22 protein-coding genes and 1 riboswitch are annotated in these 23,027 nt (G+C 47.2%); of the genes, 2 read left to right on the forward strand and 20 right to left on the reverse strand.

The features are described from left to right. Positions 1-174: 174 nt before the first annotated feature. The 7 genes from M3661_RS08615 to metA all read right to left on the reverse strand — a co-directional run bounded on the left by M3661_RS08615 (position 175) and on the right by metA (position 10,961). Positions 175-2,391: a M1 family metallopeptidase gene (locus tag M3661_RS08615; RefSeq protein WP_251483734.1), complete on the reverse strand. Its 2,217-nt coding sequence runs from the start codon at positions 2,389-2,391 to the stop codon at positions 175-177. 229 nt (positions 2,392-2,620) lie between these two features. Further along, positions 2,621-4,594 (reverse strand): threonine--tRNA ligase, encoded by a 1,974-nt coding sequence (thrS, locus tag M3661_RS08620; protein ID WP_251483736.1) that lies wholly within the window; start codon positions 4,592-4,594, stop codon positions 2,621-2,623. Positions 4,595-5,137: 543 nt separating this feature from the next. Continuing rightward, on the reverse strand, positions 5,138-6,094 hold the full coding sequence (gene ytxC, locus M3661_RS08625; protein ID WP_021261987.1) for a putative sporulation protein YtxC: 957 nt from the start codon (positions 6,092-6,094) through the stop codon (positions 5,138-5,140). Positions 6,095-6,278: 184 nt separating this feature from the next. Further along, positions 6,279-7,418 (reverse strand): cyclic dehypoxanthinyl futalosine synthase, encoded by a 1,140-nt coding sequence (gene mqnC / locus M3661_RS08630; protein WP_028531863.1) that lies wholly within the window; start codon positions 7,416-7,418, stop codon positions 6,279-6,281. A 224-nt stretch (positions 7,419-7,642) separates the two neighbouring features. Beyond that, positions 7,643-8,833, reverse strand: coding sequence for a trans-sulfuration enzyme family protein (locus M3661_RS08635; RefSeq protein ID WP_065292293.1), 1,191 nt, complete (start codon positions 8,831-8,833; stop codon positions 7,643-7,645). A gap of 5 nt (positions 8,834-8,838) precedes the next feature. Then, positions 8,839-10,020: an aminotransferase class I/II-fold pyridoxal phosphate-dependent enzyme gene (locus tag M3661_RS08640; protein WP_251483738.1), complete on the reverse strand. Its 1,182-nt coding sequence runs from the start codon at positions 10,018-10,020 to the stop codon at positions 8,839-8,841. After that, complete coding sequence (gene metA, locus M3661_RS08645) at positions 10,017-10,961, reverse strand: homoserine O-acetyltransferase MetA (protein ID WP_021254588.1); 945 nt, start codon at positions 10,959-10,961, stop codon at positions 10,017-10,019. The genes M3661_RS08640 and metA overlap by 4 nt, the downstream gene beginning before the upstream one ends. A gap of 167 nt (positions 10,962-11,128) precedes the next feature. Further along, positions 11,129-11,255: riboswitch (SAM riboswitch) on the reverse strand. A gap of 540 nt (positions 11,256-11,795) precedes the next feature. Here metA and corA point away from each other — a divergent pair. Next, positions 11,796-12,731 carry a magnesium/cobalt transporter CorA gene (gene corA / locus M3661_RS08650; RefSeq protein WP_072731410.1) on the forward strand — a complete coding sequence of 312 codons (936 nt, stop codon included), beginning with the start codon at positions 11,796-11,798 and terminating at the stop codon, positions 12,729-12,731. A 255-nt stretch (positions 12,732-12,986) separates the two neighbouring features. Here corA and M3661_RS08655 read toward each other — a convergent pair whose 3' ends face one another. Beyond that, on the reverse strand, positions 12,987-14,048 hold the full coding sequence (locus tag M3661_RS08655; protein ID WP_251483740.1) for an HRDC domain-containing protein: 1,062 nt from the start codon (positions 14,046-14,048) through the stop codon (positions 12,987-12,989). A gap of 276 nt (positions 14,049-14,324) precedes the next feature. On the opposite strand from M3661_RS08655, the gene M3661_RS08660 reads away from it, so the two are divergent. After that, positions 14,325-14,621, forward strand: a complete 297-nt coding sequence (locus M3661_RS08660; RefSeq protein WP_065292297.1) for a DUF3055 domain-containing protein — start codon at positions 14,325-14,327, stop codon at positions 14,619-14,621. 100 nt (positions 14,622-14,721) lie between these two features. Here M3661_RS08660 and M3661_RS08665 read toward each other — a convergent pair whose 3' ends face one another. The 12 genes from M3661_RS08665 to M3661_RS08720 form a co-directional block, all read right to left on the reverse strand. Continuing rightward, a complete protein-coding gene (locus tag M3661_RS08665) occupies positions 14,722-15,612 on the reverse strand; it encodes a 5'-3' exonuclease (RefSeq protein ID WP_094183170.1) in 891 nt (296 codons plus the stop codon). 117 nt (positions 15,613-15,729) lie between these two features. Continuing rightward, positions 15,730-15,885: a CBS domain-containing protein gene (locus tag M3661_RS08670; RefSeq protein ID WP_083189309.1), complete on the reverse strand. Its 156-nt coding sequence runs from the start codon at positions 15,883-15,885 to the stop codon at positions 15,730-15,732. Positions 15,886-15,957: 72 nt separating this feature from the next. Further along, positions 15,958-16,185, reverse strand: coding sequence for a magnesium transporter (locus M3661_RS08675; RefSeq protein WP_065292298.1), 228 nt, complete (start codon positions 16,183-16,185; stop codon positions 15,958-15,960). A 20-nt stretch (positions 16,186-16,205) separates the two neighbouring features. Next, a complete protein-coding gene (locus M3661_RS08680) occupies positions 16,206-16,910 on the reverse strand; it encodes an MgtC/SapB family protein (RefSeq protein WP_065292314.1) in 705 nt (234 codons plus the stop codon). Between the two features lie 461 nt (positions 16,911-17,371). Continuing rightward, positions 17,372-17,743, reverse strand: a complete 372-nt coding sequence (locus tag M3661_RS08685) for an arsenate reductase family protein (RefSeq protein WP_021254581.1) — start codon at positions 17,741-17,743, stop codon at positions 17,372-17,374. A 36-nt stretch (positions 17,744-17,779) separates the two neighbouring features. Beyond that, positions 17,780-18,787, reverse strand: coding sequence for an RluA family pseudouridine synthase (locus tag M3661_RS08690; protein ID WP_251483742.1), 1,008 nt, complete (start codon positions 18,785-18,787; stop codon positions 17,780-17,782). Continuing rightward, complete coding sequence (locus M3661_RS08695; protein WP_065292300.1) at positions 18,780-19,364, reverse strand: cob(I)yrinic acid a,c-diamide adenosyltransferase; 585 nt, start codon at positions 19,362-19,364, stop codon at positions 18,780-18,782. Before M3661_RS08695 ends, M3661_RS08690 begins: the two co-directional genes overlap by 8 nt. Positions 19,365-19,430: 66 nt before the next feature. Further along, positions 19,431-19,997, reverse strand: a complete 567-nt coding sequence (locus M3661_RS08700) for a P-loop NTPase family protein (RefSeq protein WP_065292301.1) — start codon at positions 19,995-19,997, stop codon at positions 19,431-19,433. Positions 19,998-20,084: 87 nt separating this feature from the next. Beyond that, positions 20,085-20,624 (reverse strand): hypothetical protein, encoded by a 540-nt coding sequence (locus tag M3661_RS08705; protein ID WP_065292302.1) that lies wholly within the window; start codon positions 20,622-20,624, stop codon positions 20,085-20,087. Between the two features lie 132 nt (positions 20,625-20,756). Next, complete coding sequence (locus M3661_RS08710; RefSeq protein WP_021254576.1) at positions 20,757-21,017, reverse strand: aspartyl-phosphate phosphatase Spo0E family protein; 261 nt, start codon at positions 21,015-21,017, stop codon at positions 20,757-20,759. Positions 21,018-21,164: 147 nt separating this feature from the next. Next, complete coding sequence (locus M3661_RS08715) at positions 21,165-22,373, reverse strand: aminotransferase class I/II-fold pyridoxal phosphate-dependent enzyme (RefSeq protein WP_021254575.1); 1,209 nt, start codon at positions 22,371-22,373, stop codon at positions 21,165-21,167. Between the two features lie 13 nt (positions 22,374-22,386). Beyond that, positions 22,387-22,887: an Lrp/AsnC family transcriptional regulator gene (locus M3661_RS08720; protein WP_021254574.1), complete on the reverse strand. Its 501-nt coding sequence runs from the start codon at positions 22,885-22,887 to the stop codon at positions 22,387-22,389. Between the last annotated feature and the right edge of the window lie 140 nt (positions 22,888-23,027).

The following is a 23,027-nucleotide window of genomic DNA, read 5'->3' on the forward strand; positions in this document are numbered from 1 at the left end:
AAATAAAAAATAAATAAAATAAAAATAAAAAAAATAAAAAAATAAAAATAAAAATAAAAAAAAAAAAAAAAAAAAAGACTGCAGAATTATTCTGCAGCCCAAGTCTCACATTCTTGCTTCATTTGTCTTGGATTGATTATCCAATATGCTATTCCTTACTGTTGATTACTCGGCTTATTCAAAAAACTTGGCGATCGGATTTTCTACATGCTTATCTTTATAAATAGAGCCGTCGACCTTTTTCACAATATGCTGTTGGAAATTGCTCGTAACCGACAAGCTCTGAAAACCAATTCCCGTCAACAACTGCTCTGCTGATTTCTTCGTCATATGATCATCTGTCCAGAAATAATGCACCACTAGACGATCCTTATTGTACGGATGCATAATTCCGTAGCCACCTAGCAGTCCTTTTGTGTTCATTACTTCCTTCCAAGGGAAGCCCGCTTGTTCAGCTTTTGCAATAATAGCCGGCTTCAATGCTTGAATAAATGAATTGGACTTCGGATTGCCGATTACAATGACATTGCTCTTTGCCAGAGAAGTCTCCAACTGTTTTTTCACAGCCTGCTTCTCACTCAAGATCACAGGCTTAACGCCGCCCATGTTCAACACATTGGAAATATTCTCGAAAAATTGCTCTTGCTGCTTTTTCGCTTCTGCGCTTACAGGACTGCTGTATATGATCGCCAGCGGTTCTCCATGCATCGCCTTGTTAAGCACCTTGTACATTGTTTCTTTCGGCAACTTAGGATAGGACTGATCGATCCCATCATACATTTCTAAAATCGACAACCGCATATACTCCGCCATTTCAGCTTCTGTCATCTGGTATTCCGGCTTGAGTTCAAAATTAGGCTTGTTTAAGTTATCATCCATTCGATCGCGCACAGCCTTGCCAAACTGATCCTCAATCGTTTGGAGCAGTCCCGCTACGGTTGCGTTGCGATACGCATAGCGATTGAAATACTCCTTCATAAAGGCATCGAACTTCGCTTGCCCAACCGTGCGGTACAATTCATAAATCGCAAGGCGACCTTTTTTATAGAACAGCGCATCCGGAGAATCTCCAGCCTTGTCATTCGGGGAATTAATAGCCCGATCCAATGAGAACGTTTCAATACGGGCACTATCAAATCCATTCATCTTGTCGCCCTGGGCATCATAATAATACACCTTGGAAAAGTCAGCAAACCCTTCATCCAAGAACGACTCGGTTTCAGAATCGTTGCCGATGATGGAATGGAACCACTGATGCGCAATCTCATGGACAAAGACAGAATCCTTTTCAGGAACAGCATTTGGATTTACCCGCCCCATTTGGATAAGGCGTGCAAATTCAACAGCAACACCTTCTACATGGGATTCCACGATCCGAAAATCGGGGTACTCGTATTTGCCGAATTTATCGCCAAAAAATTCAATCGCTTTAAATGCCTCATCAATATATTTATTGACAACTGCCGTCTTCGCAGGATCATTGTTGTCGTTGTAATATACATATTCAATCGTTAAGCCATTCTTGGTTTTGCTGGCCTTATGGAACTTCTCACTGGAGAAGAACACGAGCTCGCGCGTCTTGTCCGATTTCGTCGTTACGATTTTGCGGCCAGCTTCACCAGACTTCTCCGACATTTGTCCAGGCATCGCGATTTGCAGCTTGTCTGGAACATCCATTGCAACCGTATAGTCGGCAACCTCATAGTAATCCGTTTCGAATGTCTTACTATATGGGGTCTTATTCCACTTATGTGCTGCTTCATCGTACACAGACATAACCGGGAACCAATGCGCCCCATTAATGATGTCCTTATAATAGGACAAGCGCTGTGAACCGAACGGAATTTTCGTTTTATATTCAAGCTCTAACGTCACTTCCTCATCCTTGCCCAATGCTTTTGCCAATTGAACCGTAAGCGCCTGCTTCTCATTTGTGGTAGCTAGGGTCGCACCGGTCGAAGCATCCTTTACACTAAGGATATCAATACCGCCAAGGAAATCCTCTGATTTCTTATCTGGGTATTCCTTCGCAATCTCCTCATTCGCTCTTACGAACATGCTCGATTGTGTATCCTTCGAACGATTGGCATCTGCGAACAGACGGAATACAACATCATTAAGCTTATCCTTAGACGTATTGCGGTATGTCACCGTCTGCTTGCCTGTAATGGTCATATCGTCCGTATTCAGCTTCGCTTGGATATCGTATTGGATATGTGAAGTTGCTTGTTGTTGAGATTGCATTCCTGCTGTGCTAATCGTCTTGATTTGATCCGCCACGGCCTCCTGTGCATAAGCTGTGCCACCAGATGTTAGCGGAGCTGCAAGCAGGGTAAATGCCATTGCACATGCTATTGTCGTATGTAGCAATTGTCTTCCTGTAAGTTTCATTCGTCCAATCACTTCTTTCCGTTTGTGTTTCATCTCATGATGATATATTCAATTATAGAGCAAGATACAAATGATATCGTGCGATTAACCTTATGCGGAGCTTACAATATTGTCACGTAAGATTTTAAGGAACTTTATTAATGAATGCCGCGAATCAAAAAAAAAAAAAAAAGAAGCCCCCGTCTAAGACGAGAGCTTCTCTATGACAAGGGTGCTCTTAGCTCGCCCTTTATTTCTGTGAATCTTCTTGTGGAGCAGCCTGCGCAATATGGCGCGTACGGATTTCCTCTTGCAGCAGCGCAACCACTTCTGCTACCGGCTTCATGCCAAGATCGCCTTCTCCACGCTTACGCACGGATACAGCACCATTGTTCTTCTCATTCTCACCGACGACGAGCATGTATGGTGTTTTCTCCAGCTGTGCCTCGCGAATCTTGTAGCCAAGCTTCTCGTTGCGCACATCCGCTTCAGCACGGATACCTGCATCACGCAGAGATTCTGTTACTTCCTTCGCATACTCTTCGTAGTTCGGCGATACTGGAATGACCTTCGCTTGTACTGGAGAGAGCCAGAGCGGAAGCGCCCCTGCGAAGTTCTCCAGCAAGAATGCAGTCATGCGCTCCATCGTACTGATGATACCACGGTGGATAACGACAGGACGATGCTTCTGTCCGTCATCGCCGACATATTCCAGCTCGAAGCGTTCAGGAAGCAAGAAGTCCAGCTGTGCAGTCGACAGTGTCTCTTCCTTGCCAAGCGCTGTTTTAATTTGCACATCCAGCTTCGGTCCGTAGAATGCAGCTTCACCTTCTGCTTCGTAGAATGGAAGACCCAATTCTTCAACAACCTCACGCAGCATGCGTTGAGACATTTCCCACATATGGTCGTCTGGGAAGTACTTCTCTGTATCCTGCGGATCGCGATAAGACAAGCGGAAGCGATAATCCTTAATTCCGAAATCGTCATATACGCGGCGAATCAAATTAATAACACGCGCGAATTCTTCCTTGATCTGATCCGGACGGCAGAAGATATGCGCATCGTTCAATGTCATAGCACGAACACGGTGCAAGCCCGTGAGCGCTCCGGACATCTCATAGCGGTGCATGGTTCCCAACTCGGCGATACGAATTGGCAATTCACGATAGCTGCGCATGTCAGACTTGTACACCATCATATGGTGCGGGCAGTTCATTGGACGCAGAACAAGCTCTTCGTTATCCATAACCATTGTTGGGAACATATCTTCTTGGTAGTGTTCCCAGTGGCCGGATGTTTTGTACAATTCCACATTCGCAAGTACCGGTGTATACACGTGGCTGTATCCCAAGCGCTCTTCGATATCCACGATGTAGCGCTCCATCGTACGGCGCAATGTCGCACCATTTGGCAGCCAGAGCGGCAAGCCTTGTCCAACTTTTTGGGAGAAGGAGAAGATCTTCAGCTCTTTACCTAATTTACGGTGATCGCGCTTCTTCGCTTCTTCCAAGAAGTGCAAATATTCATCAAGCTGTGCTTTCTTCGAGAATGCTGTTCCATAAATACGCTGCAGCATCTTGTTGTCCGAGTTGCCGCGCCAGTAAGCACCCGCCAAGTTCAAGAGCTTGAATACCTTCAACTTGCCTGTAGATGGGACGTGAGGTCCACGGCACAAGTCGAAGAATTCACCTTGGTCATAGATAGTGATCACAGAATCTTCAGGCAAATCGCGGATAAGCTCCAGCTTCAACTCATCACCGATTTCTGTGAAGATGCGTAGAGCTTCTTCACGAGATACTTCACGGCGTTGAATTGGCAGGTTCTCGTTCACGATACGCTGCATTTCCTTCTCGATCTTCGGCAGATCCTCAGGCGTCAAGGAGATATCCAGGTCAATATCATAGTAGTAGCCATCTTCGATAACGGGACCGATACCAAGTTTCACGTTTGCGTCCTTGTACAAGCGCTTGATTGCTTGCGCTGTCAAGTGGGCTGAACTGTGGCGAAGCACTTCAAGCCCGTCTTCTGAATCTGCAGTTACAATCTCAATCTTCGCATCTTGTTGAATTGGCGTATACAGATCAACAACCTTGCCATCCAGCTTCCCCGCTAGTGCAGCCTTCTTCAATCCACTGCTAATCGAGCCCGCTACATCTTCGATAGTAGTGCCTTGCTCATATTCACGAACAGCACCGTCTGGAAATGTTACTTTTACGTTAGACATTTGCGATTCCTCCCAGTTTATATGGCATCATTCAATCTGCTGTCCATCTTCTTTATGCCGGCTAGGAAACAAACAATTACACGTTCTTCCCATCTTCACCGTACACAACACAGCCTATTGAATTTGTCTGAAAAAATAAAAAACACCCGCCCTGTAAAGGGACGAGTGTTATAGACAATTAGTAACCCGTGGTTCCACCCTCATTCAACTGCTGATGATGCTTACGCGATTACAATTACAGCATCATATGCCGCAATGCTCTGTCGCACGCTTTCCTCAGATCAGTCCTTGAGCATTCGGTAACGGGAATGATTCGTTGGATGATACTGACCGAGTAAGCTCGTTGTTCCCATCCAAAGCTCTAAAGTGGTAAATAAACAGCGTTGCCGAAGGGACTTGCAGCCTCGATCCCTCTCTCTGAACGGTTCCGTCCGTTATTCATGTCTTTGTCATCGCATATCGTATGCTATTGATTACTCAATACCGCATATTATATGCGATCTTCGCAGGGTGGTCAAGCTCCGATTCCCGAATCATGAAATGCTATGGCCGCAGCATTGAACCGTCCTGCACGTTGTTATGTACAAGAGTCTCGTGAGGCCAGCCATCTCCACCAAGCACAGCATGACAAGAACTGCACAATACACATACATGCACCCTCGATTCGAAGATTTGCTGAATCGTCTTAATCACCTGAGATTCTGGCTCGCGCGTGTGAATGATAATATTTTGCGGGGATACGTTGATGAGTGTGCTCACAATCATATCCTCCATCTCCATATCATAATCAATCATCTCCACAACCATGCCATTCATCACATGCTTCGGCTCAAGCGGCTGAAGATCCTCATCCAGGAGCGTAAATTCATGACCGCCCTTGTGCATTAAGTGCGCAAGAGGGATCTTCGTCTCCTGAATGAACACGAAGTATTTCAATAGACCAATGAACTCCTGATACTGCCGTTCAAGTACATATTCATCAATCGCATAGTCAACCACTTCACGAAGCTCTGTTAAATAGTGCCGCAAACGGAACTGAATGAACCCTTCAACATTAAGGGCAGTATGATCTTCTAAATATCGCCGCAGTGCACGTGTAAGTTTCCCTTTGCGTCTGCGTCTGGACTCACTAGAACCGGTTTCATCTCCACCGTTGAGCAGCTGCTGGCAGTATTCCTCAATTTTACGGCGTTCCTCTTCACTGTATTTCGAATCCTTTGCAATTAAGGAAGCAAGAAGCAGCCTTTCTTTTTGGGACAGAATAAATTCAGCAACTGCCTTGGCCGCTCTATTCCATACATCTTGTCCTTGTGTAGACAGTTGAAAACCTGGCAAGATGCCCCGGCATGTAATCCAAGCCGTCTGCCCTTCAGACCATTGCTGGAATTCCACGCCATTCGGCTGTTTATGTAAATCGCTCAGCTCCTGCTGCAGCAAATCAGTCAGCGTTACTGCGTCATATTCGGATCGCAGCGGCAACGAGATCGTGAACAACTCCATGAGCCCACTCCTTTCTGTTCCTTCTTAAGTATATGGGGTCATGAATGGAGATATACGAAGACGAATCTGGAAAACAGAGGACACTCGCATTCCTTCTGGCATTATCGCCAAAAATAAAAAAACACCTGCTGGCTTTTCCAAACGGAAAGTCCAGCAAGTGTACTGTTTCATTTTCAATTGACGCCTAATTTTGCATAACAAAATCTTTGGCAACCGTTGCATGTTCATCATCAAACACACGCAAAATATTATACTTCGTATCACGCTGCGCAGGAATCTTGCCCGCTTCACGGATAAGCTGCAGCGTGCTTCCGATGTTTACTTTATGTGTAGCGCCAGCAGCCGATACGACATTCTCCTCAATCATCGTACTGCCAAAGTCATTGCAGCCGAAGCTGAGCGTCTTCTTGCCAATTTCCGGCCCCATCGTTACCCATGAAGCTTGGAAGTTCGGAATATTATCCAGGAACAAGCGGCTGATCGCGAGTGTCTTCAAATACTCTTCAGGCGATACGCGCTCTGCCTTCATGTTCGTGTTGTCCGGTTGGAATGTCCATGGAATGAACGCAAGGAAGCCTTTGGAAGGATGGCCGTTCTGCATGCATTCATCTTGTGCTGTACGAATACGCTCCAAGTGCAGTGCGCGCTCTTCCAGCAGCTCGCCGAAGCCGATAACCATCGTGCCCGTTGTATTCATGCCGACCTTATGGGCAGTTTGCATGACGTCCATCCAATCACGCCATGAACCCTTCAAGCGACTGATCTTCCGACGAGTACGGTCGTCCAAAATTTCAGCGCCGCCGCCCGGCAGTGAGTCAAGACCCGCTTCATGAATTTGACGGATTACCTCTTCTAGAGATAATCCATTCGAGACTTCCTTCATCTTCATAATCTCCGCAGGAGAGAAGGAGTGCATTGTAATACTTGGGAACCGTTTCTTAATTTCGCGAAGCAGATTCGTATAATAGCTGAATGGAAGCTCTGGGTTTGTTCCGCCCTGCATCAGAATCTCAGTTCCGTCTACATCGATCGTTTCCTGAATCTTCTGGAAGATGACTTCATCAGGAAGCACGTAACCTTCCTTCGAACCCGGAGCACGGTAGAAGGCACAGAATCTGCAGTACGTATCACAAATATTTGTATAGTTGACATTGCGCCCAATTACAAATGTAGCAATCGGATCTGGATGCCATTTCTTCATAATTTGGTCGGCAGCTGCCCCCATTTTCTCGATCTGATCAGATTCGAACAAGGTCACGCAATCGTCTGTATTCAATCGTTCACCACGAAGCGCTTTGTCCAAAATGCGGTCTATCGGTGACATCGTCACAGTCACTTCCCCTCTCATATGTTGCCTTACACTCTCGTATATAAAGCGAAGTAGACCCCGCTTACGGCGGGGTTAAATTGTACGGATTATTGCACATGCTGCTTCATCATCTAGTTGTGCATTGTATCGCTCAAGAAGCAGCTTCACTAAATAATCGTAACATACATCGCCCATAAAAAACAGCACCCTTCCATGAGAAGGGTGCTGGATAGAATCGGTTATTTGGATAACGCCTGATCCAAATCTGCAATCAAATCCTCGACATGTTCAAGCCCAACAGAGAAGCGGAGCAATCCATCCGTAATTCCACGCTGCAGACGAACTTCATGCGGCATTGCTGCGTGAGACATCATGGCAGGATAAGACAAGATGCTCTCAACAGCGCCAAGGCTGACTGCCACAAGCGGGATTGTCACGTTGTTCAGCACTTGCTTCGCCCGTTCGCCAGAACCCACATCGAATGATACCACTGCTCCGTATCCCAGTGATTGCTTCTCATGCACCTCACGGCCAGGATGATCAGCTAGACCAGGGTAATAGACGTCAGCAATGTCCGACCGTTCACTCAGCCACAGTGCAAGGCGGCGGGCGCTCTGCTCACTCTGATTCATCCGAGCTTCCAATGTTTTCATGCCTCTCATCAGCAGCCAGCTGTCCTGAACCCCAAGCACAGTGCCAAGGCCATTCTGCAATTGCTTCACACGGCGTCCAAGACTCTCGTTGGCTGTTACTGCCAGACCTGCGAGCACATCACTGTGTCCGCCCAAGAACTTGGTTGCACTATGTAAGACTATATCAACACCAAGCTCAATTGGACGTTGATGATAAGGGGTCATGAACGTATTATCCAGCATGGTGAGCAGACCCTTTTCCTTGGCCCATGAGGTCACTTCTGCAATATCCGTAATTTTGAGCGTCGGGTTGGACGGTGTCTCCATATAGACAGCCTTCGTATTTGGACGAAGCGCAGCCTTCACCTGCTCAATGTCGGTCATATCCACTAAGGTGGACTCAATGTTCAACCGGTTTAAAATGGAGGTCAGGAGACGGTACGTTCCACCATACACATCTTCCGTTACGATAACATGATCTCCTGCCGATAACAGCAAGAATGTCGAAGAGATCGCTGCCATCCCTGATGCGAAGGCAAATCCATTCGTTCCGCCCTCGAGCAGTGCAATATATTGCTCCAATGCCTCACGTGTTGGATTGCCAGAGCGAGAGTAATCGTACTGAGGCGGATTGTAAATGTCCTCATGATGGAATGTCGTAGCTTGGTAAATCGGGACACTGGAAGCTCCCGTACCGGCATCGATCTCACCGCCAAAATGGATCAGCTTCGTCGCAAACCGGCGTGATTGCTTGCCTAACTGACCGTCTGATGCTTGATTCGAATTCTGCTCACTCATCTCCGTTATCCCTCCACTTCTACTCTAGCCGCTTCTATCGCTTGCTCCAAATCAGCAATTAAATCATCAACATGTTCAATTCCAACCGAGAATCTGAGCAAGCGATCGTCTACACCAATCTGATCCCGAATCTCCTGCGGAATATCCGCATGGGTCTGAACCGCCGGATAAGTCATCAGCGACTCTACCCCACCCAAGCTCTCCGCGAAGGCGATCAATTTCAAGTGGCGCAGGATCGGCTCTACATAAGCTGCATTCTTCAAGCGGAAGGAAAAGATGCCTGTGTTGCCCGACGATTGGCGCTGTTGAATCTCATATCCCGGATGCTGCTCGAGTGCAGGATAATACACATTGTCGATGGCAGGATGCTCTAACAACCACTCGGCAATACGGGTTGCGTTGGACTGGTGCCGCTCCATACGAAGGGCAAGTGTCTTCATGCCGCGCATCAATTGATAGGAGTCAGTCGGGCTCAGGACAGCCCCGATCGAATTATGCAGGAAGGCGATTTCTTCCGACAACTGCTTCCCTTTCGTTACGATCAGACCAGCAAGCACATCATTATGTCCGCCCAAGTACTTCGTTGCGCTGTGGACTACCATATCTGCCCCAAGTTCAATCGGGCGTTGGAAAAATGGCGTTAGCAGCGTATTATCAACGATAGTGAGAATTCCATGAACCTTCGCCCACGCCGCTACCTTCTCGATATCCGTAATCATCATCAAGGGGTTCGTAGGCGTCTCTATAAAGACAGCCTTCGTCTGCGGTGTTCTTACAGACTCAAGCGCATCAAAATCATTCGTATCTACATAAGAGGCCGTCACGCCGAAACGAGACATAATCCGTTCCAGCAGACGATAAGTGCCACCGTACAAATCGAGGGAAACAATCAGATGATCGCCTGAACTGAACATCGCGAACAATGTCTGTAATGCAGCCATCCCAGAACTACAGGCAAATCCGGCATCCCCACATTCCAAAGCAGCCGCCGCTTCCTCTAGAACAGTACGAGTCGGGCTCTTCGTCCGAATATAATCAAACCCCGTGCTCTGTCCAAGCTTCGGATGCCTGAATGCAGTTGCTTGGTAAATCGGATAATTAATAGCTCCCGTTTTTGGTTCATGAACCGATCCAATTTGAGCTAATCGACTTTCGATGCGGTAGTTCTCTTCGTTGCGTTCGATCATAGTTGATGAGCCCCTTCCTTGCGCGGTACGGCTTTGCCCAATTCGTAAGGTGTTTCTTGATATACGTAGTAGTTTAGCCAATTTGAGAAGAGGAGGCTGGCATGCGCACGCCAAGTGGAGTAAGGCTTGCGGGAAGGATCGTTATTCGGGAAATAATTTATCGGAATGTCCATCTCCATCCCCTTTGCAATATCGCGGTCATACTCCCACTTCAGTGTACAGGGATCGTATTCCGAATGACCGGTCACGAAAATTTGCTTCCCATCATGTGTCGCTACCAAATACACTCCTGCTTCTTCCGACTCCGCTAATATTTCTAACTCGGCAATCTTCGCGACATCCTCTCTCCGAAATTCCGTATGACGGGATTGCGGTACAAGAAACATCTCGTCGAAGCCGCGTGTCAGATTCACATTTTCCTTAGTTAGTACATGCTCGTATACACCGAAAATTTTCTGATCCAGTGCATATTTCGCAATTCCATAGTGATGATAGAGGCCCGCTTGTGATGCCCAGCAAATATGGAACGTGGAAGTTACATTCTCCTTAGACCATTCCATAATGCGGCACAACTCATCCCAATAGTCTACATCTTCAAACTTCATCTGTTCGACAGGAGCACCCGTAATGATCATACCATCAAACTGCTCTCCTTCAATATCTTCAAATGTTTTGTAGAACGAAGATAAGTGCTGTGCGGACGTATTTTTGGATGTATGGCTTGCTGGATGAAGGAGCGTCACCTCAACTTGCAGCGGCGTGTTGCCCACTAAACGCAGGAGTTGGGTTTCCGTAGTCTCTTTCGTCGGCATCAAGTTGAGAATGATGATTCGCAGCGGACGAATATCTTGATGATAGGCTCTCGTTTCGTCCATGACGAAGATATTCTCCTGGGTCAAAATTTCTTTGGCCGGCAAATGATCCGGAATTTTAATCGGCATTGACGCTCTCCCCCTCGAAAATGGTAATTGGATGGTGTCGGCACATGAAATCACATTGGCCACAACCGCTCACAGGCCTGACTTGAAACGGCACAAATGGCTAGAGACATACAAAAAAGACCTTCCTCGACTACGAGAAAGGTCATGTTATACATGCTCATGAGCCTCTCTCATCTGTCAGTAACGACTTCCATCGTCCCTGCAAGAATTAGCACCGTGCGTCGCGCTTCATACTGCGCATCGCCGGTTGCCGGGCTTCATCGGGCTTGTCCCTCCACCTACTCTTGATAAGATTGCTTATATGAATATTCATTTGATTTGGCCTTGGTAATAATGTACGGCAAAGAGAAGCTGTTCGTCAAGAGGGGAACACAACAAAAAATCACGATTCCACCCCCTTCGCATACGATACATTATTGACGAATTCCGCCAATGGATTTTGTCTTGAAAGGTTGAAGTACGAGCGTTATACTTAACAAGGTGCGTCGAGGCCTTAACTTTTCAATGAAGGCAATAATCATTCCTTCACTGGGCGCATGATATATAAAGTCACTACAATTATTCAAGCTGAGGTGAGTTCGGATGGATGGCGACCCGAGGTCGTTCCGTAGTACGTACGTACAACCGAATAATACGATTCGACAGGCAGCGGCAAGTTCGCAGTCCAATGTCGGGATTCGTGCCTCTGCAGAGAACCTAGTTCACTAATTGTGCCTAGGCTTATATCACGTGCGCGAACGACGGACTGCGCATGCCCAGCCTTGTTTCGAGTCGTCTGGTAACATTTAGACGATGCGCATGTCGCAATGGCGACAGCGTCAAGGAGTGAGTGCAATGAAAATCCGTCTGGTCAACGAGGGCGTCTTCACGACTGAGGAAGATATCAATGTCACATTAACACCGCCAGAGAATGGCTTCTACTGGATCGATGCTGACATTGAGGATTTGGTCGTTCTGCAGCCATTATTCAGCATGCATGATTTGGCAGTTGAGGACTGTATGAGTGAAGAAGAGCAGCGTCCCAAAATCGAAATTTATGAAGGTCATTATTTTATCGTGTTCAACAGCATTCGCTTTGACGATGAAGAGATCTTTTTACGCTCATTGAACATTTTCCTCGGCAAACATTTCATTATTACCGTAACAAAGCAGAAGATTAACGAGCTGCGTATGGTGAAGCCTGTATTGTGGGAGCAGCAAGCTAGCACGCCTGACCTTATGCTCTACCTGCTTATTGACTTGGTTGTCGACAACTACTTCACAGTAGGAGATCGAATTGAAGCGAAAATCGACAAGCTTGAGGAAGAGCTCATTATGAGCACAAAGAAAGAACATCTCAATGAAATCATCAGCTTGCGAAGTGAGATTCTGTGGCTCAAGAAGGGTCTTGGCCCTCAAAAAGAGGTACTGCTTGTCCTCTATCGTAAGGAATTGCGGCTGATCGGCGATGACCTGCAGAAGTACTTCCAGGATATTTACGAGAATGCCGTCAAAGTATCGGAGACATTCGAAACGTTCCGCGACCTTATGGGCAACTTACGTGAATCTTATCAGCTTAGCATCGCGAATCGCGCAAACGATATTATGAGAGTGTTCACAGCCATTACAACTATATTCATGCCGCTAACCTTAATAACAGGGATCTACGGCATGAACTTCGGATATATTCCAATTATGGACTGGGAGTACGGCTCCTTGTATATGATCGGATTCATGCTTGCGCTTGGTATCTTTATGTTCTACTTATTCCGCAAGAAAGACTGGATTTAATAATCAGCGGGGGGTGTTCAAAGTCATTTGATAATGACCTTGGACACCCCCGCTTTGTTTTCTTTGCATTACCGTATTCCCGATTATCCCCATTTGCTCACCTTGTTCGCCGATGACGAAAAACGAAGCCAACCACTGCGAATTGTTTTTCGCTGCTTTCCAAACAAAATAGCACGACGCCCCTAAACTAGCCTAAACAGCAGAATAAATTCATTAACGAGCTCGGGCATACGTCCTTCGAATATGTGGCATTCGTCAGCTTGCTGCTTGTGCAACGCTGCTGCTTCTCGCTCTGCTTCGATGCAGAAGCCGCAGCAATCGAATCCGCTCATAGTTCGCTTGTACCTCGGCATAGGATTCGTCCACTGCCGATTCTCCAAATGCCTTCACATAGATTGGCTTCAAGTATTCATCGCCCAGTTCATCGAACGCCAGCTCTATCGTTGCCCGCTGCTCTTCCGGCATAGATTGAAGCTCCGATTCAACCAGCATGCACACATTATAGCCTTCACGTTCCACCGTCTCAATGCGCATAATGAGTTCACGCCGATCTACCTGAAGAAGCTCTATCAATTGCGCAATCGATAACTGCTGCTGCAAGCCTTCTAGCAATACACGGCGGTCTGTCAGCTTGGAGAGCTCTTGATTCTGCTTCGATTCCCATTCGGAATAGACCCACTTCGCGAACTCCTCTTCGGATACAACGGAGGATATCCAATCCAGCGGGAAAGTCGATGTCCTCTCAAACCCCTTCGCAATTGAAATGATGTCTGCTCCATAGGATGCCAGCTTCGCTTCCCCGAATCCAGGAAGCTGCTTCAGTTCTTCCAAGGTGTGCGGAAGCAAGGCACTGACCATACGAAGCATACGATTCGTTGCTATCCAATAAGGGGCCCGGCGCAGCTTGCTCGCCGTCTCCCTACGCCACTTCGCAAGCTGTTCATATACCTCGGATCGGGCATATAAATCCGCATAGCAGGCAACCCATTCATTGCGTTCCTTCATTCTGCGCTCGTGTATATCGGCCTCCGGCACAAACCCAATAGTCAGACGGTACCCAGCGTGCAGCAAACGCGCCATGCCACGCCGCATAGCCGCCCGCATCTCGGCCCATACCGTCCCCTCGAACCATACTTCGGCAGGCTGTCCATCTGGTTCCCAGAGTAGGATCCACTTTCCCTCATCTAGTCCAGCCGTAACTAATCCATATGCGGTATCACGAGAAGAATCTACTCCCCTCTTCCGCTTACGAGAAGATACCATCTCCCCATCGTCCAGCACCATTCGCTCTAATCTGGCCATCCATACAATTTGCATCAACTATGCCCTCCCTATTCGATAGACTTGATAATGATACAACCTCTCCGATTGCTGCGACCTTCTATTCACTTCTATCGGACAAAAAAAGAAAGCACCTCATCACGGTACGTATATACGCATCGCAATGAGGTGCTTCCTCGTCCTAGTTATGAATTTATTACCATTATAACATGCTCTTCTCCAGTGTCAATTCCTGTATTTCTATTTCTAAATGTTGGACGCTACTATATAATAATATCATCTTATTGGAGCAGCAGATAAGGGAGGCTAACAATGAGCAATCATGATCTTGATTTTCTATCGGACAGCACAGAGACAACAACAACACGCTTCGTCACCTTTGTAGGGCACAGCTATCGGCGCTTTGATTTGGCGATTACATCTACAGGCCGTTTTTACGGCAAGAAGCTCGTTACCGACTTGCAGAGCGGGCTGACCGCCATTCTCGGGCAGGACGATCTCAAGGAAGAAGGCTATTTAGAATCCTTTTATCGCTTGTCGGAGGAAGAGGGAGATGAGCTTCGCGGCTTCCTGTACATGGTCATAGGCGAGGCGCATTTCACCGATTAAGCTGATGACTTGGATTCACGAACCCAACCTTCATACAGCACTTATGATCAAAAAAGGGAGGAGCTTCTGCTCCTCCCCTTCATTCTACCGCCCATGTTCGTTACATTCCGACGTACGATATCATACTTTTCATTTCCAGACGCTCAAAAATTGCACTGACGGACTCGCGCTCTGGCGCAAATACACAGACATCCATCTGGCATTCTACCGGCACATCGCAGTTGATGCGCGCAAGCTGTCGTGACAAATGAAGCATCTCAAGGTCGGACTCAATCTTCGTCCGTACACCCTTCGCAAGCTCCGGCAAATTCTCCAATATTCCCTCAATGCTCTGATATTGCTGGATCAGCTTATGTGCTGTTTTCTCACCTATCCCTTTCACGCCTGGATAGTTGTCCGCAGTATCTCCCATAAGCCCCTTCACATCAACCACCTGCTCTGGAGTCAGCTGACGCTCCTCCATGAGTGACAATGGCGAATAGACTGCATAATTGCCATGCCCCTTCTTCATAATGATCACAGTCGTCCGTTCATGAACAAGCTGCAGCATATCGTGGTCGCCTGTCAGGACATAGACATGCATATCATCACGGAATAAGCGCGACAAGGTTCCGATACAGTCATCTGCCTCGAATCCTTCAGCCGATATATTAGGGATGCCGAATCCATCCATTACATCCCGAATGAGTTGAAATTGTGGTACCAGATCCTCTGGGCAATCGGGACGATTTGCTTTGTACGCTGTGAACTGTTCTGAGCGAAATGTCTTGCTCCCGAGATCCCAGCAGCATGCAATATGCGTCGGCTCGAACCGTTCTACCGCATCCCAGAAATATCTCATAAAGCCATACACCGCATTCGTTGGTGTTCCATCCTTCATTCGACGAATAGAACCGCCGTACGCAGTAGCGAAATAGGCGCGAAATAAGAGCGCCATTCCATCAACGAGCAGTAAGCGCTGCTCCTTATTATCATTCATTTGTACTTCCATCGGTATGGATTACCCCTTTCGCTTCAATGCCTATCGTCAAGTATATCATAATTCCTACAATCACTAGATAACGGATTCTGCCAAGCAAGGAACCCATACTCATTCTTTCTATTTATGCTACAAATGAGACATTACATCATCAAAGGTCACGATCCCGACTAACCGACTGTCCTTCGTTACTACCGGAACAGCCAGAAGGCCATACTTCTTAATAATGTACAAGACATCCGCTTGCGGTGCATCTGGTTCGATCGTAACGAGATACGGATTCATTATCTCATTCACCGACCGTTCGGGCGAAGAGATAAGGAAATCACGTAGCGACACAACGCCGAGCAGCGTATCCTACTCATCGGTCACATACAAATAATAAATAGTCTCCACATTCGTCAAGCAACGGCGCATCCAATCAAGAATCTCAGCAATTGTATCTGTCGTACGGATTCGGATGACCTCCGTTGTCATAAGTGATCCTGCTGTACCTTCTGGGTAAGCGAGCAATTGCTTAATGTCCTCCGCCTCTTCCTTCTCCATATGATCAAGATAGAAATCCGCTTCTTGATAAGACAGCAATCCATCTTCTTGAGCTCTACTTACAATTGCTCAATCTCTACGCTCACAACATGCTCAATCTTCTTGATGTAATAATAGATTTCCGTCAAGTATTGATTACTTGGCACAGATAGTACTAGGTCAATTCGCTGGCGATCCTTATCCAGATCCTTGAGTTTAAAGTGGCGGATATGGAACTCATCTGCATCCGTTCGATCCTTGCGCTGAATCTTCTTAATAAGATCCGTCATTCGGTGGTTCGATTCTACGACGATCTTCAACGCCACATCATGCCGGTTCAACTTTGCAGGGGCAATCATCTTAATTAAACCCGGAATGAGGTTGACAGCCGTAATCAGCAGCGCCGCACCGCAAGTTGCTTCCAAATAGAATCCAGCCCCAATCGCTACACCGAGAGCAGACGCCGACCAGATTAATGCTGCAGAAGTGAGACCGGAAATAACCTCATTGCTTCTTCGCAAGATAACACCCGCTCCAATAAAACCGACCCCGCTTATGATCTGAGCTGCCAAGCGCATTGGATCCATATTCGGATGGTTAGTGCCGCCGAACTTCCCGAATGCCTCAATTGACACAATCGTAACCAGGCAGCTGGCAATACATATGACCATACTCGGTCTCAAACCAAGCTGTTTTTGCTTAATTTGTCTGTCAAGCCCAATCAGCAAACCGAATAATAGCGCCAAACCGAGCTTCATCATCATTTCCAATGTCAAAAATATCATGTCGATCACCTTCTTACTCAAATTCAACTTACTCAAATTCAACATCTACTACAAAAACATCTACACGCAAAAAAAGCCCCCTCGCAAAGAGAGAGCCTGATTACATCCAGCAAGTCGATTCCTCACACGTCAAATAAGCCTACTGATCCTTCTCGTGCATACAGGGCGCAAGACGATTCAGGGCACAACAAGACATGGGAGGGCCGCTTGTATAGGACACATCCTCTCTACGATTGTACATCAGTTGTCGCAAATAACTCGGACTGCCTTCCACCATTACCCTCCCCTTTCATCGCAAGTTAAATACTTCCATGAGGAATCTTACTTGTTCGTTCACGTGATGTCAACCATCATCTTCCTTGTCTTGCATACATCTATTAACGCTGTTCCTGTTAACCTGTCGACCTGAACAGCATCGTACCTGTGTGCTGCTTATCAGGATCAACAGTTGCAAATCCTTCTTAATGCTTGGAGGCCGTGCCCCACGCTTCTGCAAACATCTCTTCCTTGAAGCCGACAGTTGCTCGATATCCATCTGTAACAATAGGACGCTTGATCAGCTTGCCATTCGATGCCAACAGATTCAACTGTTCCTGCTCGCTCATCGTTGGCAGCTTGTCCTTAAGCTGCATCGCCTTGTATACTTCGCCAGACGTATTGAAGAATTTCTTCAACTCCAATCCGCTTTGGGCAACTAGTGCACGCAATTCCTCGCTGCTTGGCGGCTCCTCTACGATCGGGATTAGTGCAACATCATAGCCTTGTCCCTTGAGCCACTGCACTGCTTTACGGCAAGTGCCGCATTTGGCATATTGATATACAGTAACGTTCATATGTCATGTAACTCCTCTCATAACATCATTTCATTATTACTCGCTCCAGCCAACAAGCCGGTCACGCAGTTCTACTAGTTCCTGAGGAAGCTCGGCCTTAAAGTGAAGCTTAACCCCACTCATCGGGTGTGTAAATCGCAGCTCAGAGGCATGAAGTGCATGCCGCGTTAATGGCTCCACTGCAGCCTGAAGCAGCGGAGTATTCACCAGTTCAGGATCAGCATAGAACTTATCGCCCAGCAGCGGACTTCCGATATGCTTCATATGCACCCGGATTTGATGAGTACGTCCCGTCTCCAGTCGACAGCTTACTCTTGCAGCTTGTCCATGGTAGGACTCCAGCACACGATAATGCGTGATGGAATCGTATCCATCCGGTGTCACGACACGAAGATGAGGCTGCTCCTTGTCTCTATCGATCGGAGCATGTACCGTCCCTTCCTGCTCACGAGGAATTCCAAATACAAATGCCTCATACTGCTTCCACACCTCATTCTTCTGCATCTGATCCGATAATTGATGATGAGCGTGGCCGTGCTTCGCAACAATAAGCAGCCCAGAGGTCTCTTGGTCGAGTCGATTCGCTGGTCGAAATCGGGTTCGCTCGCCACGCATCCGCCAATGATGGACAACTCCATTTGCCAGTGTCCCATTCGGGTATCCCTTGGTAGGATGGACCACTATGCCTGCCTGCTTATTGAGCACGAGAATATCCTCATCCTCGTACACAATCTGAATTGGGATTGGCTCTGGTTCGATTGTATCCACATGATCCTCAGCAATCTCCACCCGGATCAGATCACCCGCACGAAGCTTGTCGCGCACCGTTAGAATTCTGCCATTGTATTCTGTACCGCCATTCACCGTTATCGCTTGTTCCAATGTCTTCAGCCGCTTCAATAAACGCCTCGACAAATTCAATCTGGAACGGAGAACGGTTCGGAGCTGAATCCCTTCTTCACTCTCAGGCACTACATAGGATAGCTCGGCAGCAATCTCCCCAGACAAGCCGTCCGCTTCTTGCTTCTCTTCTTCTTCAATCATGCTGCTCCTTCTTCCTGAACACGTCAGCACTTCTCACATATTCCTGATCCTGAACGCCAACAAGACCATTTGCCCGGCGTGCCACTGCAAAGAAATAGTCTGATAATCGATTCACATATTTCATTACTTCGACATGTACGGTCTCCTGATGCGAGAGCGTAACGAGCTGACGCTCCGCTCTTCGACACACAGTTCGACATATATGCAAGGCTGCTGCTGCCTCGGATCCTCCAGGCAAAATGAACTTTGTGATCGGTTCATTCGCAGCCTCATGCTCGTCCATCCATTTCTCGAGCTGTTCCACCTGTTCTGGACGAATTTTATAAATGAATTTCCCCTGCTTCTGCTCCGCATAAGCGGTATCGGCTCCGCAATCGAACAGTTCATGCTGGATCACGGATAACTGCTCCCGAAGTGCTTTCATTTCATCTCCATGGCAGCAAGTAATCGCCCAGCCGACGAATGAATTCAGCTCATCAAGCTCCCCATAAGCTGCTACCCGCAAATGATCCTTCGGTACCCGGCCACCTATCAACGATGTCGTTCCTTCATCACCCGTACGCGTATATAACTTCATTTGCTATGCCCCCTCATTACCGTTCTATCCTGGGCTTAATGTCCTCTCCACGTGCACATTGCTAGTTTACTTTCGTTTCCGCTTCGCGCTAATGTCCTCTGGAATTCCTGAAGTCATCCGGAACCATTGTGTACTCCGCTTTACAAGCTCGCGATTCAGAGCGGCGTGCTGCACAATATACTCAACTTCAAGCGGATTCGTGAACGGCGTGTAGCCTGGCGGCTCGTTCGTAATAATGAACAGCTTGCCCTGAAAGATGAACAGCGCCTCTTGCAGTTCCATCCGCGCAGCTGTCAATCGCGCAGCGTATTCAGCAAGATCCTGCTTATTGTCCATTTCCTCCATAATTCGTTCGTGTGCGCCATGCAAATACGAGGTAACGCTATCAATGACAAGTACACGCCGGTCGGCCCGGTACATATTGGATTGCTCATTGATTCGATGCAGAACTTCTGGCAATGCACATTCCGTATCAATCGTCTGCCATGTGAAATGGGGTGGCGCAGGCAATTCATCCGGAAGCGGCGTAAGACGGGTCGTCATGTAGAACCCTTCACGCCCGAACGTTGCAGCATAATGCATTGCAAATGATGTTTTCCCGCTCCCGGTGCTTCCTGTTACACCAATGATCACGAGCGCTCCCCCTTTCACTTATGATGTCTTACCGTGATGTCCAATGATTGCTTATCTATCTATACGGTCTGTCTGAATCAAGCCACATTACTTCTCTTCAGCAAGAGCCTTGAGTATCTCAACTGATCTGGCTTCATCAGGTGTGCGCGAAGGAATCGTAACAGACAGCCCCTTTTCCTGAACGCCATGTTTCTTCAAGACAGGCAGCTTCTCTGCAGACAACGAGAATAAGAAAGTTCCTTTATGCTCTTCCTTGCCTTCATATACAGCACCGTCATACACGCCTTCGTTGTATTTTTTGGCATCAAAATACTTATCGAGAGCTACGTGTCCACCCTGAGGAGCCATTCTCTTCGCGTCCTCCTCTGGAATGACCATTACACTATTCTCTCCAGCCGCATATTCCACAAACAACTTCTCGATGCTGTACAACGGTGAAGCGACGACTTGAACTGTGAATTTATTCTCAAAAGTCTTATTCAGATCATCCTGCAGTGCACTTGTCATTTCGGGAGGTAATGACGATGATGTCATGATGAATACCGTAGCATCGGCTTTAGGCCCTCCACAACCACTTATAAGCACAAGCAATACCGCTAGAACACCGATCCATCTCCAATTGCGCATGATAGCCTGTCCCCTCTCCACGTTGCCCCATATAAATGTATTATCCGTTTAATAAATCCCAACCTTCACTATATCATAAACAACATAGGCAAAAAAAGAAGACTCCTCATAGGAGTCTTCCTCACGCACCATCTATTTCATCGATTGTGACTTCATATATTCATTAATCTTCAAGTCCAACATGCTGCTAATCTCGATTACTGTCTCTGCAGTAAAGGACTGCTCCTCTTGGAACATCTGCTCCATTTGCTTGCGAAGGACAAGGATTTCATACTCAAGCGCCAATAGCTTGGACGAAATGTTTCTTGTTCTGCCCGACCATCTTACATGAGATCTATCTTCTCTCACTGAACTATGCGGATACGACGTCAAGGTATAGTTCGAACAAAACAATCGACCTTTCCTCCCTTCATGGCGATTCTAGAATATCCTAGAGTTCTCCAGTTGTTCCATAACATGGGACAGTTCTGCGAGACATGTTATATTATACCAGAGGGGGAGAAAGAAAACTAGTTCATTTTCGTTGATTATGAATAATTATCACATTTCTTGCTTCATCTTGTCGAGGAATCGACCCATTCGATCAAGAGCTTCATTCAATTGCGCAACGGATGTCGCATAAGAGCAGCGAATATGACCTTCTCCTCCTAGGCCGAACACATCACCCGGAACAGCCGCAACCTTCGCTTCGAACAACAACCGATGGGCAAATTGCTCTGAAGTAAGCCCAGTTGACTTAATGGATGGGAATGCATAAAAAGCCCCTTGCGGCTCATGGCATTCCAGTCCAATTTCGCGGAATCCGTTCACAACAAGTCGTCTGCGCTGATTGTACGACTCCATCATATGATCCTTCTCGCTCATCCCATTGCGCAATGCTTCAAGGGCGGCAATCTGTCCCATTATCGGTGCACACATGACCGTATATTGATGAATCTTCATCATCGCAGCAATGATCTCTGGATGACCGCATGCATACCCCATCCGCCAGCCAGTCATGGCAAATGCCTTGGAGAATCCGCTGACAAGCACCGTTCTGTCCTTCATGCCTGGAATGGATGCGAAGCTGACATGCTTCTGATCATATGTCAATTCAGCATAAATCTCGTCTGAAATGACGATTAAATCGTGTTCTTCAACAATCTTCGCGATCGGGAGCCAATCCTCATAGGTCATAATACCGCCTGTTGGATTACTCGGATAGCATAAAATCAGTACCTTGGATTTCGGTGTAAGCTTAGCCTTCAATGCCTCCGCAGTCAGCTTGAACTGATTAGCAGCATCCGTCTCAATTCCTACTGCTACCCCACCACCAATCGACACGATCGGCGAATATGAGATATAACACGGTTCCGGGATAAGGATTTCATCGCCTGGGGCAACCAGCGTCCGCAGTGCCAGATCAATGGCTTCCGATCCGCCAACGGTAACAAGCACCTCATCTGACGGTTCATATTTTACTTGGAATGAATTGTTCAAATATTCTGCAATCGCTTCACGCAGCTCCAGCATCCCTGCATTGGAAGTGTACTTCGTACGACCACGCTCTAACGAATATACACAAGCTTCACGTACATGCCAAGGCGTGCAGAAATCCGGTTCCCCGACACCGAGTGTGATGATGTCCTTGCTGGCGTTAGCCAAGTCGAAGAACTTACGAATACCGGATGGCGCAATGTCACGTACCAATGGGTTAATATAGTCGCTCATGGAGCGTACGCCAGCTTGCTTCTCTTCTTCCTTAATCATAGCACTTCACCTTTCACGGGGTAATTACGAGACGATGATCATCCTCGCGCTCTTCATAAATAATGCCGTCCTGCTTATACTTCTTCAGGATGAAGTGTGTCTTCGTCGACAATACCGATTCAATCGGAGACAGCTTGTCGGATACGAAGGAAGCTACTTCACGCAAGTTCTTTCCTTCTACCTCAACTAGCAAATCATAGGCGCCAGACATCAAGTATACGGACTTCACCTGTGGGAATAAGTATATTCGCTCTGCAATACCCTCAAAGCCACGACCACGCTCTGGAGTTATTTGCACTTCAATAAGGGCGGTTACAGTCTCATCATCAACTTTGCTCCAATTCACTACCGTTGCATATTTAACAATGACGTGCTCTTCTTCCATCTCGGCAATCGCGGTGCGAACTTTCTCTTCGTCAACACCAAGCATCGTGGCGATGAGCGCCGGGGAACGACGCGCGTCCTCTTTTAACAATTTAAGTATGCTAATATTAAAATCGCTCAAATCCTTCATATTCGATCCTCCCTCGACCTGCAGTGGCAAGCCGACTTAGTGTAAATATGCTACATATGATACACCTTTTCATATGCGCACGCCAATATCAACAGGCTTTACTGCGCATTTCATGATTTCCTAGTGCATTTCCTACTGCT

Origin of the sequence: Paenibacillus sp. MER 180 (assembly GCF_023713665.1) — a bacterium.
Lineage (GTDB): Bacteria > Bacillota > Bacilli > Paenibacillales > Paenibacillaceae > Paenibacillus_B > Paenibacillus_B suaedae.

What these genes read in the sequence shown, in the direction of transcription:
- M3661_RS08615 (WP_251483734.1), bottom strand. Translation starts at nt 2,391, where the DNA reads ATGAAACTTACAGGAAGACAATTGCTACATACGACAATAGCATGTGCA.
- M3661_RS08685 (WP_021254581.1), bottom strand. Translation starts at nt 17,743, where the DNA reads ATGAACGTTACTGTATATCAATATGCCAAATGCGGCACTTGCCGTAAA.
- M3661_RS08660 (WP_065292297.1), top strand. Translation starts at nt 14,325, where the DNA reads ATGAGCAATCATGATCTTGATTTTCTATCGGACAGCACAGAGACAACA.
- M3661_RS08690 (WP_251483742.1), bottom strand. Translation starts at nt 18,787, where the DNA reads ATGATTGAAGAAGAAGAGAAGCAAGAAGCGGACGGCTTGTCTGGGGAG.
- M3661_RS08720 (WP_021254574.1), bottom strand. Translation starts at nt 22,887, where the DNA reads ATGAAGGATTTGAGCGATTTTAATATTAGCATACTTAAATTGTTAAAA.
- ytxC (WP_021261987.1), bottom strand. Translation starts at nt 6,094, where the DNA reads ATGGAGTTGTTCACGATCTCGTTGCCGCTGCGATCCGAATATGACGCA.
- M3661_RS08665 (WP_094183170.1), bottom strand. Translation starts at nt 15,612, where the DNA reads ATGGAAGTACAAATGAATGATAATAAGGAGCAGCGCTTACTGCTCGTT.
- M3661_RS08695 (WP_065292300.1), bottom strand. Translation starts at nt 19,364, where the DNA reads ATGAAGTTATATACGCGTACGGGTGATGAAGGAACGACATCGTTGATA.
- mqnC (WP_028531863.1), bottom strand. Translation starts at nt 7,418, where the DNA reads ATGTCACCGATAGACCGCATTTTGGACAAAGCGCTTCGTGGTGAACGA.
- M3661_RS08635 (WP_065292293.1), bottom strand. Translation starts at nt 8,833, where the DNA reads ATGAGTGAGCAGAATTCGAATCAAGCATCAGACGGTCAGTTAGGCAAG.
- M3661_RS08640 (WP_251483738.1), bottom strand. Translation starts at nt 10,020, where the DNA reads ATGATCGAACGCAACGAAGAGAACTACCGCATCGAAAGTCGATTAGCT.
- M3661_RS08715 (WP_021254575.1), bottom strand. Translation starts at nt 22,373, where the DNA reads ATGATTAAGGAAGAAGAGAAGCAAGCTGGCGTACGCTCCATGAGCGAC.
- metA (WP_021254588.1), bottom strand. Translation starts at nt 10,961, where the DNA reads ATGCCGATTAAAATTCCGGATCATTTGCCGGCCAAAGAAATTTTGACC.
- M3661_RS08670 (WP_083189309.1), bottom strand. Translation starts at nt 15,885, where the DNA reads ATGAATCCGTATCTCGTTACGATCGAACCAGATGCACCGCAAGCGGAT.
- corA (WP_072731410.1), top strand. Translation starts at nt 11,796, where the DNA reads ATGAAAATCCGTCTGGTCAACGAGGGCGTCTTCACGACTGAGGAAGAT.
- thrS (WP_251483736.1), bottom strand. Translation starts at nt 4,594, where the DNA reads ATGTCTAACGTAAAAGTAACATTTCCAGACGGTGCTGTTCGTGAATAT.
- M3661_RS08705 (WP_065292302.1), bottom strand. Translation starts at nt 20,624, where the DNA reads ATGCGCAATTGGAGATGGATCGGTGTTCTAGCGGTATTGCTTGTGCTT.
- M3661_RS08680 (WP_065292314.1), bottom strand. Translation starts at nt 16,910, where the DNA reads ATGATATTTTTGACATTGGAAATGATGATGAAGCTCGGTTTGGCGCTA.
- M3661_RS08655 (WP_251483740.1), bottom strand. Translation starts at nt 14,048, where the DNA reads ATGCAAATTGTATGGATGGCCAGATTAGAGCGAATGGTGCTGGACGAT.